The following is a 16,330-nucleotide window of genomic DNA, read 5'->3' as shown; positions in this document are numbered from 1 at the left end:
CTTTCCTCTCATCAAAAAATTCACTCCTTAACCTGTTTTTGAGGGGTAAGATCCCTCGCCTAAGTGACACTGTCACATCTATTTTCCAGGAATAGACTATGATTTGCTTCGTAAGCCTTCAGGTGTCCGGCAGTGAGGACATCTTCGCCGTCCATTGACAGCTTTGTACTGAACGAGGGAGTTGAATGGAGTCAAAATCATTTATTAAACGCTGGGGCGCTGAGTACCTGGATAACGGCGCTGTGCTTTTTCGTGTCTGGGCGACCGGGCAGCCAGCCATTACGCTGAGACTTGCCGGTAACGATCTCCCCATGCAACCGCAGGGAGATGGCTGGTTTGAACTGCGTGTAGAGGGCGTTAAACCCGGAACGGAATACCACTACGTACTTGAAGACGGGATGGTTATTCCTGACCCTGCCTCCCGGGCGCAGAAAGCCGATGTGAACGGCCCTTCTCTGGTCATCGACCCGCACCACTATGTCTGGCAGCACACGGAATGGCGTGGACGTCCGTGGGAAGAAACGGTGATTTATGAACTGCATGTGGGCACCTTCACCCCCGAAGGGACACTGCAGGCTGCCATCGCGAAACTGCCTTATCTTGCCGATCTCGGTATCACCCAGATTGAGCTGATGCCGCTTTCTCAGGCGGGCGGTAACCGCGGCTGGGGCTATGACGGCGTATTGCTTTACGCCCCGCACAGCGCCTACGGCACACCGGATGACGTGAAAGCCTTTGTTGACGCTGCTCACGGTCTGGGTCTCTCCGTCGTGCTCGATATCGTACTCAACCATTTTGGCCCTGAGGGTAATTACCTGCCCTTGCTGTCGCCGGACTTCTTTGATAAATCGCGCTCGACCCCTTGGGGAGCAGGTATTGCCTATGATGTGGAGGCCGTACGCCACTACATCGGGGACGCCCCGTTATACTGGTTGAAAGAGTTTCACTTTGACGGACTGCGCTTCGACGCTATCGATCAGATTGAAGATAATTCTGAAAAACACCTTCTTATTGAAATCGCTGAACGCATCCGTGCCGAGATAACGGACCGACCGGTTCACCTCACCACGGAAGACTGCCGCAATATTATTTCACTCCACCCGCGTGAAGAGGACGGTACGGCGCCGCTGTTTACCGGTGAATGGAATGACGATCTCCATAACGCCGTGCACGTCTTCGCGACAGGCGAAACGCATGCCTATTATCAGGATTTCGCGAAAGCCCCTGAAAAACTGATTGCGCGTGCGCTGACTGAAGGGTTCGCCTACCAGGGCGAGGTATCGTCGCAGAGCGGTGAAAAGCGTGGCGTGGACAGCCGCAGCCAGCCTCCGGTCGCTTTCGTCGATTTTATACAGAATCACGATCAGGTAGGAAACCGTGCACTGGGGGAGCGACTGATAACGCTTGCTGGCGCGGAAACAACCCAGGTGCTCTACGCCGCCCTGCTACTTTCGCCCCATATACCGTTGCTGTTTATGGGTGAAGAGTACGGTGAGACGCAACCTTTCCTGTTCTTTACCGATTTTCACGGTGAGCTGGCGAAAGCGGTTCGTGAAGGACGGGCAAAAGAGTTTGAAGGTCATTCGGGATATGAAGGTTCCGATGTGCCTGACCCGAACGCCCCCGACACCTTTGCGGCATCTACCCTCAACTGGGCCGCGCAGGAGACGCCGGAAGGAAAATCCTGGCTTGCACTGAGCCGCCAGCTACTGGCGCTGCGCCAGCAACATATCGTTCCGCTTTTGCAGACCGCCAGAGGAGGCTGCGGCAAGGTTATCCATACGGCACCGGGCTTCTTTGCCGTGTCCTGGGCTTTCCCGAAAGGCACCCTCTCCCTGGCGGTAAATATCAGTACGCAGACACATCCTGTTCCGGATCTGCCCGGCACCACGCTTTTCGCGCTACCGGGTATGGGCAATGAACTGCCCCCTCGTTCAGTTGTTGTTCGCCTTGCATCAGGAGAGGCATTATGAGTATCCCGACCGCCACTTATCGCCTGCAGTTTCGTAATGGGATGACCTTTGATCGTGCGGTTACGCTGGTCCCCTATCTTAAAAAACTGGGGATAAGCCATCTCTACGCCTCACCCATCTTTACGGCGACAAGTGACTCCACGCATGGCTACGATGTCACCGATGCGAATGAAATCGATCCGGTTCTTGGCGGCCGTGAAGGATTTGACCGCCTGAGTGCGGCGCTCAAAGCGGCCGGACTCGGCCTGATTCTGGATATCGTTCCGAACCATATGGCCGCCTCACTGGAGAATCGCTGGTGGCGCGATGTCATTGCGTACGGTGAGAAGAGCCGTTACGCCCGCCATTTCGATATCGACTGGTCCCGTCCGCTCACCTTGCCTTTTCTCGGCGATCATTTTGATGCTGTACTGGAAAATGGCGAGCTCAGCGTCCAGGCGGACCCTGAAACCGGCACGCCATCGCTTGCCTATTTTGACAACTTTTACCCGCTCGCGCCGGGTACAACCGAAGGGTTGAACCTGACGGATAATGCCGGGATCGCTGAACTGCATGCGCGGCAACCCTGGCGGTTGATGAGCTGGCGCAACGCGCCTTTTGAACTCTCTTACCGTCGCTTTTTCGAGATAACAGGCCTGGTGGGGATGCGGGTAGAAGATCCGGTCGTGTTTGCTGACACCCACCGGTTAATCCTTGAGCTGGTCCACGAGGGTATGGTGGACGGGCTTCGCGTCGATCACGTGGATGGTCTTGCCGATCCGAAGGCCTATCTCGAACAGCTGCGCCACCATGCCGGACCAGCGTGCTACCTCACCGTCGAGAAGATCCTCGGCGAAGGAGAACAGCTTCCTGCTGACTGGCCTGTCTCTGGTACCACAGGCTATGAATTTATCGCCTCACTCTCCGATGCGCTGGTAGACAGCGAAAAGACGGAGACCCTGTTCAGCCTTTACGAAGAGGTACTCGATCGCTCAGTGGATATGGAAAGTGAGCTGCGTAAAGCCAAGCTGCTGATGGTTGATCGTAACTTCGAAGGCGAATTTACCCGCCTGCTCGCGCTCTGTATGGCCATCGCTGAGACGGAAAATGTCACTATCAGTGAGACACCGGTTCGGGCTGTTCTGCGTGAACTGCTGGTCACCTTCCCGGTTTATCGCACCTACGGAACGGCACAGGGTATGACGTCTGCCGATCGGGCGATGCTCGATAAGGTCGCGAAGGCGGTCAGCGCCAGCCCGAATGCGCCCCATCCCGAAGCGTTACAATTCCTGGTCACTCTTCTCGCGGGCGAGGTGAGTGAAGCGGCACGGGTACAGGCCACCGAATTGCGTACCCGTTTCCAGCAGCTCACCGGACCACTGATGGCGAAATCGGTTGAAGATACCCTCTTTTTCCGTCAGCACATGGATCTGGCGCTTAATGAGGTCGGCGCGGAACCGCTGCCGCGTAGTTATTCCATTGAGCGTTTCCATCAGGATATGCAAACACGGCGGGCATGCCAGCCGGACGCGATTTCTACCACGTCGACGCACGACACTAAACGCGGCGAAGACACTCGCGCACGGCTCTATACGCTGACCGAGGCGCCGCAGGTGTGGGCGGAACATGTGATCCGCTGGCGCGAAATGAACCAGTCTCAGGTCGTAAGGATTGAAGATGGCCTGGCACCCCGCTCCGGCAGTATCTGGATGATCTATCAGGCGCTGGCGGGCGCATGGCCGGTCACCCTCGAGCCGGAGGACAAAGCGGGACTGCAGGCGCTCGAAGCGCGTTTTTTACCTTACGTTGAGAAAGCGCTTCGCGAAGAGAAGCTGCGTACCAACTGGGATAACAACAACGACGCCTACGAGCAGGCCGTGCTCGGCTACGTATCCCATCTTCTGCACTATGAACCTTTCCTGCAGGACTTTACCCGTTCGCTGGCGCCCTTTATCCGTGCAGGCCTGAGCAATACGCTTACGCAGACGGTCATTAAGCTGATGGCCCCCGGCGTACCGGACATCTACCAGGGCAGCGAAGGGCTTAACTTCAGCCTTGTTGACCCTGACAACCGCCGTGAGCCGGATTATGCCGCGCTCGGGACTATGCTGGACGACGTCAGCGATCCGGTCCTCTTCGACGACGCCGGGCTGAAAAGCGGCAAGCTGAAGCAGCACATTACCGCCAGACTGCTGCATTTACGTCAGCACAAACCGGCGCTGTTCCGGTTCGGTGATTACCTGCCGCTGACGCCTTCCGGCACACAGGCCCGTCAGGTGGTTGCCTTTGCCCGTCAGCACGAAGATGAGGCTGTGCTTGTTGTGCTCCCCCGCCTGATGCTGAATGCAGACAACCGCGGCTGGCAGTCAACCGAGGTGCGCCTTCCGGCTACGCTTGCCGGGCGAACCTGGCAGAACAGTCTGACCGGGGAAACCGTTTCGCTAACAGACAGCATCGCTCTGGATAATCATACCCATATGATTGTGCTAAGTGGCTGATCCGTTTGCTATAAAACTATTCTCGTCCGTTGTAAACATTGTTGTGAATATTAAAAAATGAAACATGTTATGGAGAAGGATTAATGGCTAACGGAAATTCGTTTTACATCACCGCGGGCGAAAGTCTGCCGCTCGGTGCTAATTTTGATGGCGACGGGGTTAACTTCGCGATCTTTTCTGCACACGCTGAACGGGTTGAGCTCTGTCTGTTTGATCCAAGCGGAAAAACAGAAATCGCCCGCCTGGAGCTGCCTGAGTATACCCACGAGATCTGGCATGGTTACGTGCCAGGCCTCAAGCCTGGGGCACTGTATGGATATCGGGTCTACGGCCCCTATGATCCTGAAAATGGTCATCGCTTTAATCCCAACAAACTGCTGGTTGACCCCTACGCCCGCGAACTGGTCGGCAATATCGAATGGAATGACGCGCATTTTGCCTATGATCTTCTTCATGAAGATAAAGATCTGACCTTTGATGAGCGCGACAGCGCCCCTTTTATGCCGAAGTGCCAGGTCATCGACCCCAATGCTGTGGACTGGCAGGATACAAACCGCCCTGTCATTCCCTGGTCGGAATCGGTCATTTATGAAACCCATGTTAAAGGGTTTACTCAGCTCAATTCCGCCCTGCCACCTGAGCTGCGTGGCACCTTTGAAGGGATGGGCCACAAAGCCAGCATTGACTACATTAAAAGCCTTGGCATCACTTCGGTGGAACTCTTGCCCGTCCACTGGTTCCCGGACGATCAGCATCTGCTCGACCGCGGCCTGAAAAATTTCTGGGGTTATAACACCCTCGGCTTTTTTGCTCCGGCCTCACGCTATTACGGGCCGCGTAACATTCAGGGCTTCCGCGACATGGTGCGTGCTTTCCACGATGCCGGTATCGAGGTCATCCTGGACGTGGTGTATAACCACACCGCCGAAGGGAATGAACTTGGCCCGACCCTCTCCTTTAAGGGGATCGACAACTTCTCCTACTACCGCACCCTGCCCGATCAGCATCGCTATTACATCAATGACACCGGAACGGGTAATACCGTGAACACCTCCCATCCGCGCGTGTTGCAAATGGTCATGGACTCCTTGCGTTACTGGGCCGATTCCATGCACATCGACGGTTTCCGTTTCGATCTCGGCACCATTCTTGGTCGTGAGCCGCAGGGTTTTGACCAGCGTGGCGGATTCTTTGACGCCATCACGCAGGACCCGGTGCTCTCCCGTCTCAAACTGATTGGCGAACCCTGGGATATCGGCCCCGGTGGGTATCAGGTCGGCGGCTTCCCGCCTGGCTGGGCTGAGTGGAATGACAAATATCGCGATACGGTGCGTGAGTACTGGAAGGGTGATAATGTTTCAGGCGACTTTGCTGCGCGTTTGCTGGGCTCAGGCGACCTCTACGATTTACGTGGTCGACGCCCCTGGTCCAGCGTGAACTTCATTACGGCCCATGACGGCTTCACCCTGAACGATCTTGTCTCGTACAACGAGAAGCACAACGAGGAAAATGGCGAAGACAATAACGACGGCCATAATGATAACCGCTCCTATAACTATGGTGCCGAAGGCCCGACGGATGACGAAGGCATTAATGCCGTTCGCGAGCGGCAAAAACGTAACTTCCTCGCCACTATCTTCTTCTCCCACGGCACACCAATGCTGCTGGCAGGTGACGAGTTTGGACGCAGTCAGATGGGCAACAACAACGGTTACTGTCAGGACAGCGAAGTCTCCTGGATACACTGGGACGATCTGCCCGCCTCCAATGAGGCGTTACGGGACTTTACCCGTCACCTTATTGCGCTGCGTAAGACTCAGCCCCTGCTGCGCCGGGAAAACTGGCGTGACGGTATGATTATCGAGTGGTTCAACGCAGGCGGCGGCGTGCAAAAAGCAGAGCAGTGGGAAGAAGGCACCACCCTTGGCGCCTATATTGGCCGACCTGATCTGCAAACCGAACCTGGTGTCTGGCATGACGTACTGATGCTCTTTAACCCGTATGAAGGCTCAGTGCCGTTCCGCATCCCGCAGTTCGGGGATGGTGGCTGGGTGCTGGAGCTCTCCACTTCCGAGACTGCGACGCCCGGTCAGGTGATTACCCAGGAGACGGATTACGAGCTGGAAGGCCGTAGCCTGGTCCTGTTCAGAAGACCGTAACCCCGTGCGGTGTGACGTTGTCACGCGTTACACCGCCTTTCCCCAGGGCTCCCCGATTTACGCCCGTCAGCCAACGCTATACACTTTGCGCTTCCTCCTTTTTTAAAGTTACACCATGAAAAACTCGCATATTAATCTTCCGGCTGGCTACTTTGGTATGGTGCTTGGCATTATCGGTCTGGGCTTCGCCTGGCGTTATGCGGCTACTATCTGGCCGGTAACCACCCTGCCCGCCAATGTGCTTATCATTCTGGCCATCATTCTCTGGGGGCTGTTACTCGTCGCCTTTGCCAGCCGTTTCGTGTTACACCGTGCCTCCATTATTGAAGAGATAACCCACCCGTTAAAAAGCAGTTTTGTCAGTCTTATACCGGCAACGTCGATGCTGGTGGCCATCGGTCTGGCCCCCTGGACTCACGCCCTGGCCCTCGCGCTTTTTCTTGTCGCCGTCACCGCCCAGCTCGCCTATTCCGCCTGGCAAACGGCAGGATTATGGCGTGGCAGCCATCCCAAAGAGGCCACCACGCCGGGTCTCTACCTGCCAACCGTAGCGAATAATTTTATTAGCGCGATGGCCTGCGGCGCGATGGGGTTTACCGATGTCGGCCTGCTTTTTCTCGGGGCCGGTATTCTCTCCTGGCTCAGTCTCGAACCCGCTATTTTAAGCAGGCTGCGTAACCTGGAGGAGATGACGCCCGCCGTGCGCACCTCGCTCGGTATTCAGATGGCACCGGCGTTTGTTGCCTGTAGCGCCTGGCTGAGCCTCAACGGGGGGGAAGCGGATGTCTTCGCCAAATTGCTGTTTGGCTATGGGCTACTGCAAATGCTGTTTATGATTCGCCTTCTTCCCTGGTACAGCAGCCAACCCTTTAACCCCTCTTTCTGGAGTTTTTCGTTCGGCATCGCGTCGCTGGCGACGACCTCCATCAAGCTTGGACACGGTGCACCCGGCGGCGCACTCTGGTGGATGGCGTTCCCGTTATTTGTCGGCGCAAACCTGGCTATGGGGCTGCTGATGGTCAAGACAGTTATGCTGCTGGTGAAGGGGCAACTGATAGTGCGTCAGGCAGTGAAGTAGCCCGGTAGACTTCGTCAGAGCAAAGGCTAACGTTGCACAATCAAGCAATATCAATCATCATCGAGCAACACTTGAATAAAACAAGCCAGAAATGAGCATGCCAGTTATCATCCTGGCAGACATGGACGGTCGAGCTTAACGCGTAAGGAAGAGCCGCAGATGAATGAAAAAATAGCCACCAGAGTGATCTTTTTTATTGCCGGACTGGTGACGGCCACCTGGGCTGTGATTGTTCCTTTTGCCCGTTTCAACACCGGAGCGAATGACGGGCTGCTGGGGACGTTACTCTTGTGTCTGGGGCTTGGCGCCATGCTGGCGATGCCCGTTACAGGCACGCTGACATCGAAATATGGCTGCCGGGCGGTCATCAGCGCCGCCGTGGGTGTGATTCTCTTCTCCATGCCTTTTCTCGCACTGGTGAGTTCACCCCTCTTGTTGGGCCTGAGCCTGCTGGTTTTTGGTGTTGGTGTCGGCGTCACCGACTGTGCCATGAATGTCCAGGCAATACTGGTGGAGAAGCAGTCCGACCGGCCGCTGATGTCTGGTTTTCACGGCATGTACAGCGTGGGCGGTATTGCCGGGGCCGGGGCCATGACCGCGTTACTCTCCTCAGGTTTGACTATCCTTGCCGCCACCCTGACCATCGCCGCTCTGGTGCTTGTGTTTCTTATCATCAGCTTCAGGCAGTTGTTGCCCTATGCTAATCCTTCAGAAGGGCCCGCATTTGCACTGCCCAGGGGAACGGTTCTGGTGCTCGGCTTGATCTGCTTCATTATCTTTATGGCGGAAGGAACGGTCCTGGACTGGAGCGCGGTTTACCTGGTCGACAGTCGTGACATCCCTGAATCCCTGGGCGGCCTCGGCTTTGCTGCCTTTGCCACCTCAATGACCGCAGGGCGTCTGGGGGGCGATTATCTCGTCCAGCGTTTTGGGGCGCTACGCGTGGTATTAACCGGTACTGCCGCCGCCATTGCGGGCTTTATCATTGTTATTTACAGTGCGCCGCTGGCACTCCTGCTGACCGGGTATTTACTCATCGGGATAGGCTGCGCGAATATTGTGCCGGTCATGTTTTCCCGGATTGGTAAACAGCGCAGCATGCCGCAGATGGTCGCGGTTCCTGCCGTCACCACGCTGGGTTATATTGGCGTACTTGCCGGGCCGGCCATTATTGGTTACATCGCACATCACGCGACCCTGGGCTACGGCTTTATTTTTGTTATTGTCTTGCTGCTGCTTGCCCTCCTGCTTTCTTACCATATACGCCAGCTGCTGGCTTCCGGACAGGCCAGTTGACGCTTTTTAAAGGGACGGCTGCCGGCCGTCCGTACCCTTCCATCGGCAAGGGTAGGATTGTCTCGCGACTATGATTAACACCTTTCTGCGTTACGATAGTTTCGGTGAGCCAGAAACCACCCTTCAGTACATCAGCGAGGCGCAGGGTCCCCTGGATGCGGATAAGCTCCGGGTACGTATGCTGCTTTCACCGATTAACGCGTCAGATCTGATCCCGATTACCGGCGCTTATGGTCATCGTATCAGGCCACCACAGATTGCCGGGTATGAGGGGGTGGGCACGGTCGTTGACGCTCCTGCTCGCTATGCCCGGTTAATCGGCACGCGTGTGCTCCCACTTCGGGGCCAGGGGACCTGGCAACGCTATATCGATTGCCCGGCGCAGCTGGCGGTCCCCGTACCGGATGAGATAGGCGATGACATGGCCGCCCGCGCTTACATCAATCCTCTTGCCGCCATACTGATGCAACAGCGTGTTTCGCCTGCGGGGAAACGGGTGCTGGTCACAGCCGCCGGGTCAGAGTGCGCACAACTGCTCGGGCAGTGGGCATTGATGTCTGGTGCGAAAACCGTGACAGGCGTCTATCGCAACGCTGTTCACGCCGCGCGACTGGCGCAGCGAGGGATTGTGCCGGTTGACCAGACTCATATCCACGACATTGCGTCCTGTGCAACGCATACGGACATTGTCTATGACGCCGTTGGCGGTGAGCTTGCAAACAGTCTGCTCAACCATTTGCCGCACACCGCTCACTTTGTCAGTTACGGTCTGTTATCGGGCCGCCCTTTTAGCATGCAAAACCGGCGTGCCACTCTGCACTGGTTTCATATGCGCGATTCGCTTCGCGCCATGAAGGCCGCGCAGTGGCATGCTGAGTTTGAATTCCTCTGGTCGCTACTGCGCCAGACGACCCTCAGTGAAGTCACCCGTTTTCCGCTTGCCCACTGGCAGGCCGCCATCGCTTATTACCAGAAAGCGGGCAGAACGACCAAACCGCTGCTGGATTTTACTGCGCGTTAAAGTACTCAATGGTTTCCCGGACGGTTAATACTGCCTTTTTCAGCGTTTCGATATCCACCGAGCCAATTGCCAGCCGTACGGCATGTGGCGTATGGACAGAGGCGCTGAAAGGTTCGGCGGTCGAGAGAGAGATATTCTCCCTGAGTAACGCACTGACTACTCTGTCTGCGCGCACCTCCTCCTGCAGGGGAAGCCAGATAAAATAGGACGTCGGATGGGTCTGGTAACGTAGCGGTGCTAAATGCTCTCGCACCACCGACTGGCGAAAACGGGCATCCTCGCGCTTGAGCCCTTCCAGCCGCGCCACGGTGCCATCCTGTACCCAGCCGCAGACGAGTGCGGTCATTAGCGCGGGGGTGTTCCAGGTCGTAGCCCGGATGGCGCGCTCCACCGCCTGCCGCCTCTTTTCGGGTACTGCAAGCAGGCCTACCCGCAGCCCGGAGGCAACATTTTTGGAAAATCCGGCCAGATAAAGGGTACGCTCCGGCGCGTAATGGTGGATGGGCAGCGGCGGATTTTCTACCAGCCAGACGTAGGTGGCATCTTCAATTATCAGCAGATCATGCTCCCGTGCGATAAGGGCCATTTCGCGACGAAAAGCCTCATCCACCACCCAGCCCAGCGGATTATGCAGTGTAGGCATGGTATAAACCGCTTTGACGCGGCGCGTTTTACACACCTGACGCAGAGCCTGCAGATCCATAGCCTCGCCCTTTGCCGGGATTGCTACCAGTTCAAGATGAAACTGTTCTGCCAGCACTCTGAATCCCGGGTAGGTCAGTGCATCGACCGCAACCACATCGCCCGGTTTGAGCAGACCCATGACCACGACCGTCAACCCATGCTGCGTACCATTCACCACCAGGAGGTTTTCAGGCTCGGTGTTAACACCTGAGGCTGCCAGATAGGCTGCAAAGACGGCACGTTCGGTCAGTTTCCCGCCGTGCGGTTGATAACGAAGCAAGGATTCGAGATCGCCGCTCACCGACAGCTGACGCAGGGCCGAGCGCAACAGTTCCGTCTGCTCCGGCAGCGCGGGGTAGTTAAAACTGAGATCGATAACATCCGTGGCGATAGCATCTCTGTCAATGCCCTGACCGCGCGGCAGCATAATTTCCCGCACAAAGGTACCGCGTCCGGTCTCGCCGCTGACCAGCCCCATGCTTTCAAGCTCAGCGTAAACCCGCGTCGCCGTGACCAGCGAAATCTTCCGCTCAGCCGCCAGCGCACGGTGCGTAGGCAGGCGGGTACCCGGCGCCAGCCCGCCGGAGGAGATCGCATCAGCGAGTTCATCAACAATCGATTTGTAGCGTGCTTTCACAATTGTATCCATGACAATAATTTGATTGTCATGGATTTTCAGACGTATGCTTCCCCCTGTCAAACCCTCAGACGGGATACAACAAGGAATCGAGGTCGCATCATGCAGGAATTAAGAGACAATCATGCCGTCAGTGGATGGCTTAATGGCTTCGCGGGTATGCTCATTTTTAGCGGTTCACTGCCGGCAACCCGAGTGGCGGTGCTGGATTTTGATCCGCTGTTTCTCACCGTCAGCCGCGCCTCCATCGCCGGCGTTCTGGCGCTGATACTGGTATTGGTGCTGAAGGGAAAAGGTCCTGACCGTCGGCAGGTCCTCTCTCTGATCGTGGTTTCACTGGGGGTTGTGATCGGCTTTCCGCTGCTGACAGCGATGGCCCTGCAGCACGTAACCTCCGCGCATTCCATCGTTTTTCTTGGTCTTCTGCCGATGACGACGGCAATTTTTGGCGTCATCCGCGGCGGGGAAAGGCCGCGTCCGGCCTTCTGGGTTTGCTCATGCCTGGGAAGTTGCCTGGTCACCGGGTACGCCCTGAGCCAGGGAGGTAGTGCTTCGCTGAGGGGTGATCTGCAGATGCTGGCCGCTATCCTGGTCTGCGGTCTCGGCTACGCCGAGGGGGCGCGCCTGACGCGGGCGCTCGGTGGCTGGCAGGTGATAAGCTGGGCACTGATCCTCGCCCTGCCACTGATGCTTGTCCTGGCCCTCTTTACCCGCCCGGCCAGCTTCAGTAACGTGAGCGAGTCGGCCTGGTTTTCACTCGGCTACGTTTCTTTATTCAGCATGCTGGTAGGATTTATTTTCTGGTACAAAGGGTTAGCGCAGGGAGGGATTGCGGCTGTCGGGCAATTGCAGTTACTGCAACCTTTTTTCGCCCTCGCTCTTGCCGCCACCCTGCTGCATGAAACGGTCAGCCTGATGATGGTATTCGTGACGCTTGGTGTGATTGCGTGTGTAGCAGGTTCGCGCAGATTCAGCCGTTAGTCTCTCGTTAACCGCTCCAGCGCGCAGCGGGGCGATGGAGCGGTTTTCAGCACTGATACTCAGGCGGGAGACGGCAGGTCCAGCGTCTGCCCTACCATCATGCGGTGCCCGTCCGGAGTGCCAATCATAAACTCCCGCATACCGTGGGGCTGATCGGTTAGCGGCGAGAGGATTGTGGCGCCCCGACTTACCCACTCATCATGTAACGCGGTGGCATTTGTCACGTGCAGATAGGCGAAATAGTTATGATCGCCCAGATCGGCGGCTCTTTTCGCCTCAGGACATTCACCCAGCATGATCCTTACGCTACCGCGTCGGGCCAACTGCCAGCCGCCCCCTTCAGGCCATAAAAGTTCGAATCCAAGAACATCACGATACCAGGCCGCGCTGCGTTGCAGGTTACGCACGGCGAGGACATAAGAAAAAGGGATTAACTCAGGAATCGTTTCTGACATGTTCTCTCTCTGTTATAAGGGCACTTGCGCGGGTTTTTCAGCCGCTTCTGCAAAGTGAGAGTATACACCCTGAGTCATCGGCCGGAGGGGATCCGGCCCTGGGATATTCTCTCAGACTTTCAGCATCTTCACGGTCGCTTCAATATCTATTTCATCTTCGGAGAAGATCAGGGTAGTGCCCTGGAAGGTGGTGATCGCCAGCTTTTTCAGCGAGCGCATTTCGCCAGGGCTCACGGCGGATTTCGGCCTGATATTATTCAGCAAGATACCCACGGACAACACCGCGTTTTCTTTATTAATGCCGGTTTCTACAGGAACCTCTTCACTGAAGACAACGAAGGATTTAATGGAGGTGAGTTTAAGACGCTCCCCTGCGATATAGATATATTTGCTGTCAGGAATCACTTTTACCGCATACGCGGATAACCCTTTATTGTTGGTCGTGGGTTCAAACGTGACTGCCGCATCTTTCTTGATCAGGTCCGGGTTGGCGACTTTGATCACGTGAAAATAGCGGTTATCCCCGTTCTCATCTTTGATAAAACCAAAGCCTTTCTCTTTAAACCACGTTGTGATCGTACCGTTCATCGCCATTACCGCCTGATTCGTTTATCTGCCAAAATTTTTGCAGCGCGCAGTGTAAAGCACAATGCCTGCCCAGACCATGTCTTTGCGTTAAGTCTGGATGAAAATGTGCCCGCCGGCGAGGAGATAAACGCGCCTTCAGTTACCGGAGGGTCTGGTGAGAAAGCCACGCTATGTTTCCGCGCCACGTGGAGCAGTTTCTCGATTTTTTTACCGGCTTATCCAGAATCATGAGGAGGATTCATGATGCAGTGAAATTTAGTCGCTTTCACTCATTCAGCCGCTCTGGCATAAAAGATGATAATTAACGTATTGATAACACGATACCGACTGGATACCTGAGCCGATAACACCAGGTGATTTCAGTTATTATCTCAAACCCAGGGTGCAAAATCGCGATGAATAATACTTTTTCATTTACCATCAAGAGCAGTACTTTTGATGAGAATTATAACCCTTCAGAAAATACGCGTATTACCACCAACTTTGCTAATTTAGCCAGAGGCCAGAACCGTCGCGAAAACCTGCGTAACACGTTACTGATGATAACGAATCGCTTTAACACCCTGGCGCACTGGGATAACCCCACAGCGGATCGTTATGCTGTCGAGCTGGATATTATCTCTGCCGAGATGAACATTAATACCGAAGAAGGCAGTCATGCTTTCCCCGCTATCGAGATCCTGAAAACCCGTATTATTGATAAGAAAAACAATGCACGTATCGACGGCATAGTGGGAAATAACTTCTCATCATACGTGCGTGATTACGACTTCAGCGTGCTGCTTGCAGAACATAACAAAAACCGCACAGAATTCAGCGTTCCCGAGGACTTTGGTGGGTTGCACGGCACTATTTTCAAACGGTTTATTCTCTCGGCGGAATACCAGCAAAACTTTAGCAAAGCGCCCGTTATCTGTCTGAGCGTATCAAACAAAAATACTTATTATCAGACGGGAAACCAGCACCCGGTGCTGGGCAAGGAATATCGGCAGGAGGGCACCTCTCTTACCGAAGCCTATTTTAAAAAAATGGGTCTGCAGGTTCGTTACTTTATGCCGGTAAACAGCGTTGCCCCGCTGGCCTTCTATTACATGGGCGATTTACTGGCTGATTATTCTAATCTCGAACTGATTGGGACGATAAGCACCATGGAAACCTTCCAGAAGATTTATCGTCCGGAGATTTATAATGCGAATTCCGCCGCCGGATACTGCTACCAACCGAATCTCAACCATCAGGATCACTCATTAACCAAAATCGTTTATGACCGTGAAGAGCGCAGCCAGCTGGCCGTTGAGCAGGGAAAATTCACTGAAACACATTTCATCAAGCCGTATAAAAATATTCTTGAGCAATGGGCTGCTCACGACGCGCTTTGATTTACAAAAACAATAAGGTCACCTGTTATGAAAATATTGCTTCCCACATCAACGGCGGGCAGTCTGCCTAAACCGTCCTGGCTTGCTGAGCCGGAAAAATTATGGTCACCCTGGAAGTTGAGCGATGAGACGTTAGCGGACGGAAAAAAGGATGCGCTCAGTCTGTCACTGTTCGATCAGCTCCGCGCTGGCATCGATATCGTCAGCGATGGCGAACAGACCCGCCAGCATTTTGTGACGACCTTTATCGAGCACCTGAGCGGTGTGGACTTTGAGAAACGCGAAGTCGTTAAAATTCGTAATCGCTACGACGCCAGCGTGCCGACCGTTGTAGGTGACGTTTCCCGCCAGAAGCCGGTGTTTGTCGAGGATGCCAGATTTCTACGCCAACTGACCAGGAACCCCATTAAATGGGCGTTGCCCGGTCCGATGACCATGATTGATACACTCTATGATGCACATTATAAAAGCCGGGAAAAGCTGGCCTGGGAATTCGCCAAAATACTGAATCAGGAAGCGAAAGAGCTTGAGGCCGCCGGGGTGGATATTATCCAGTTTGACGAACCGGCCTTTAATGTTTTCTTTGACGAGGTGAATGACTGGGGCATCGCGGCGCTGGAACGAGCCGTTGAAGGGCTGAAGTGTGAGACCGCGGTACACATCTGTTACGGCTACGGCATTAAAGCCAATACCGACTGGAAAAAGACATTAGGTTCCGAGTGGCGCCAATATGAAGAGGCGTTTCCGAAGTTACAGACGTCCAGTATCGACATCATTTCGCTGGAATGTCACAACTCGCATGTACCTATGGATCTGCTTGAGTTGATTCGCGGTAAAAAAGTGATGGTCGGGGCGATTGATGTTGCCAACCATGCGATTGAAACGCCGGAAGAGGTTGCCACCACCTTACGCAAAGCACTTCAGTTTGTGGATGCCGACAAGCTTTATCCATCAACAAACTGTGGCATGGCTCCCCTGCCTCGCCGGGTAGCCACAGGCAAACTTAACGCCCTGACCGCAGGTGCGGAAATCGTACGCAAGGCGCTTACGGCGTAGTTCTCATTCAGGTAACCCTCATTCAGGTAACGCAGGGCATCCCCTGTCATGCTGGCACTGGCCCGTCAGAGCATTTACGGGCCAGTGCCTTGTTATTGACCCGGACTACAGAGCACTATTTTATGCGCCTGCCCTGTGCGTCGATCACGGCTTCACCATCTTCTTTGACAAAGGCTGCTTTTTGCTCATCGGGCAGAATCTCCAGTACCACTTCTGAGGGGCGACACAGACGTGTACCCCGTGGCGTAACCACCACCGGCCGGTTCATCAGAATCGGGTGCTGAAGGATAGCGTCAATTAGCTCGTCATCCGTGAAGTGGTCATCGTCCAGCCCAAGCATGTCGTAAGGGGGAACATTTTTGCGCAGTAGCTGGCGCACGGTGATCCCCATATCCGCAATCAGCGTCACCAGTTCATCGCGTGACGGTGGCGTGTCCAGATAAAAAATGATCTCAGGCTCTGTGCCGGAGTTTCGGATAAGCGCCAGCGTGTTCCGGGACGTGCCGCAGTCAGGATTGTGATAAATGGTAATGGTGTTCATGAGCG

General features: G+C 55.1%; 13 protein-coding genes. 9 read left to right on the top strand and 4 right to left on the bottom strand.

The window, feature by feature from the left end:
• Window positions 1-185 precede the first annotated feature (185 nt).
• The 6 genes from treZ to M1D91_RS11760 all read left to right on the top strand — a co-directional run bounded on the left by treZ (window position 186) and on the right by M1D91_RS11760 (window position 10,004).
• The gene (gene treZ, locus M1D91_RS11785) at window positions 186-1,973 is read left to right on the top strand and encodes a malto-oligosyltrehalose trehalohydrolase (RefSeq protein ID WP_437433875.1); all 1,788 of its coding nucleotides are present in this window, start codon (window positions 186-188) and stop codon (window positions 1,971-1,973) included.
• Window positions 1,970-4,450 carry a malto-oligosyltrehalose synthase gene (treY, locus tag M1D91_RS11780; RefSeq protein ID WP_437433874.1) on the top strand — a complete coding sequence of 827 codons (2,481 nt, stop codon included), beginning with the start codon at window positions 1,970-1,972 and terminating at the stop codon, window positions 4,448-4,450. The genes treZ and treY overlap by 4 nt, the downstream gene beginning before the upstream one ends.
• A gap of 83 nt (window positions 4,451-4,533) precedes the next feature.
• The gene (gene glgX, locus M1D91_RS11775; RefSeq protein ID WP_437433873.1) at window positions 4,534-6,609 is read left to right on the top strand and encodes a glycogen debranching protein GlgX; all 2,076 of its coding nucleotides are present in this window, start codon (window positions 4,534-4,536) and stop codon (window positions 6,607-6,609) included.
• 115 nt (window positions 6,610-6,724) lie between these two features.
• The gene (gene tehA / locus M1D91_RS11770) at window positions 6,725-7,687 is read left to right on the top strand and encodes a dicarboxylate transporter/tellurite-resistance protein TehA (RefSeq protein WP_437433872.1); all 963 of its coding nucleotides are present in this window, start codon (window positions 6,725-6,727) and stop codon (window positions 7,685-7,687) included.
• Between the two features lie 159 nt (window positions 7,688-7,846).
• A complete protein-coding gene (locus tag M1D91_RS11765; RefSeq protein ID WP_437433871.1) occupies window positions 7,847-8,983 on the top strand; it encodes an MFS transporter in 1,137 nt (378 codons plus the stop codon).
• 70 nt (window positions 8,984-9,053) lie between these two features.
• The gene (locus tag M1D91_RS11760; RefSeq protein ID WP_437433870.1) at window positions 9,054-10,004 is read left to right on the top strand and encodes a zinc-dependent alcohol dehydrogenase family protein; all 951 of its coding nucleotides are present in this window, start codon (window positions 9,054-9,056) and stop codon (window positions 10,002-10,004) included.
• Here M1D91_RS11760 and M1D91_RS11755 read toward each other — a convergent pair.
• Entirely contained in the window at window positions 9,991-11,325 is a 1,335-nt protein-coding gene (locus tag M1D91_RS11755; RefSeq protein ID WP_437433869.1) for an aminotransferase-like domain-containing protein, read from the bottom strand. The genes M1D91_RS11760 and M1D91_RS11755 overlap by 14 nt on opposite strands.
• Window positions 11,326-11,427: 102 nt before the next feature.
• Here M1D91_RS11755 and M1D91_RS11750 point away from each other — a divergent pair, with 102 nt between their 5' ends.
• Entirely contained in the window at window positions 11,428-12,306 is an 879-nt protein-coding gene (locus M1D91_RS11750; RefSeq protein ID WP_437433868.1) for a DMT family transporter, read from the top strand.
• A gap of 59 nt (window positions 12,307-12,365) precedes the next feature.
• On the opposite strand, the gene M1D91_RS11745 is transcribed toward M1D91_RS11750, so the two are convergent.
• Both M1D91_RS11745 and M1D91_RS11740 read right to left on the bottom strand, forming a co-directional pair.
• Window positions 12,366-12,761, bottom strand: a complete 396-nt coding sequence (locus M1D91_RS11745) for a VOC family protein (protein WP_437433867.1) — start codon at window positions 12,759-12,761, stop codon at window positions 12,366-12,368.
• A gap of 111 nt (window positions 12,762-12,872) precedes the next feature.
• Complete coding sequence (locus M1D91_RS11740) at window positions 12,873-13,355, bottom strand: cold-shock protein (protein WP_437433866.1); 483 nt, start codon at window positions 13,353-13,355, stop codon at window positions 12,873-12,875.
• Window positions 13,356-13,744: 389 nt separating this feature from the next.
• On the opposite strand from M1D91_RS11740, the gene M1D91_RS11735 reads away from it, so the two are divergent.
• Together M1D91_RS11735 and M1D91_RS11730 are read left to right on the top strand one after the other, a co-directional pair.
• Window positions 13,745-14,728: a DUF1852 domain-containing protein gene (locus M1D91_RS11735; protein ID WP_437433865.1), complete on the top strand. Its 984-nt coding sequence runs from the start codon at window positions 13,745-13,747 to the stop codon at window positions 14,726-14,728.
• A 27-nt stretch (window positions 14,729-14,755) separates the two neighbouring features.
• Window positions 14,756-15,784: a methionine synthase gene (locus M1D91_RS11730; protein WP_437433864.1), complete on the top strand. Its 1,029-nt coding sequence runs from the start codon at window positions 14,756-14,758 to the stop codon at window positions 15,782-15,784.
• Between the two features lie 115 nt (window positions 15,785-15,899).
• On the opposite strand, the gene arsC is transcribed toward M1D91_RS11730, so the two are convergent.
• Window positions 15,900-16,325: a glutaredoxin-dependent arsenate reductase gene (gene arsC, locus M1D91_RS11725; protein WP_437433863.1), complete on the bottom strand. Its 426-nt coding sequence runs from the start codon at window positions 16,323-16,325 to the stop codon at window positions 15,900-15,902.
• Window positions 16,326-16,330: the final 5 nt, after the last annotated feature.

The sequence above is a fragment of the Enterobacter sp. SA197 genome, assembly GCF_054131575.1.
The sequence above is the reverse complement of the archived record's forward strand: the minus strand, read 5'-3'. Positions and strand labels throughout refer to the sequence as shown.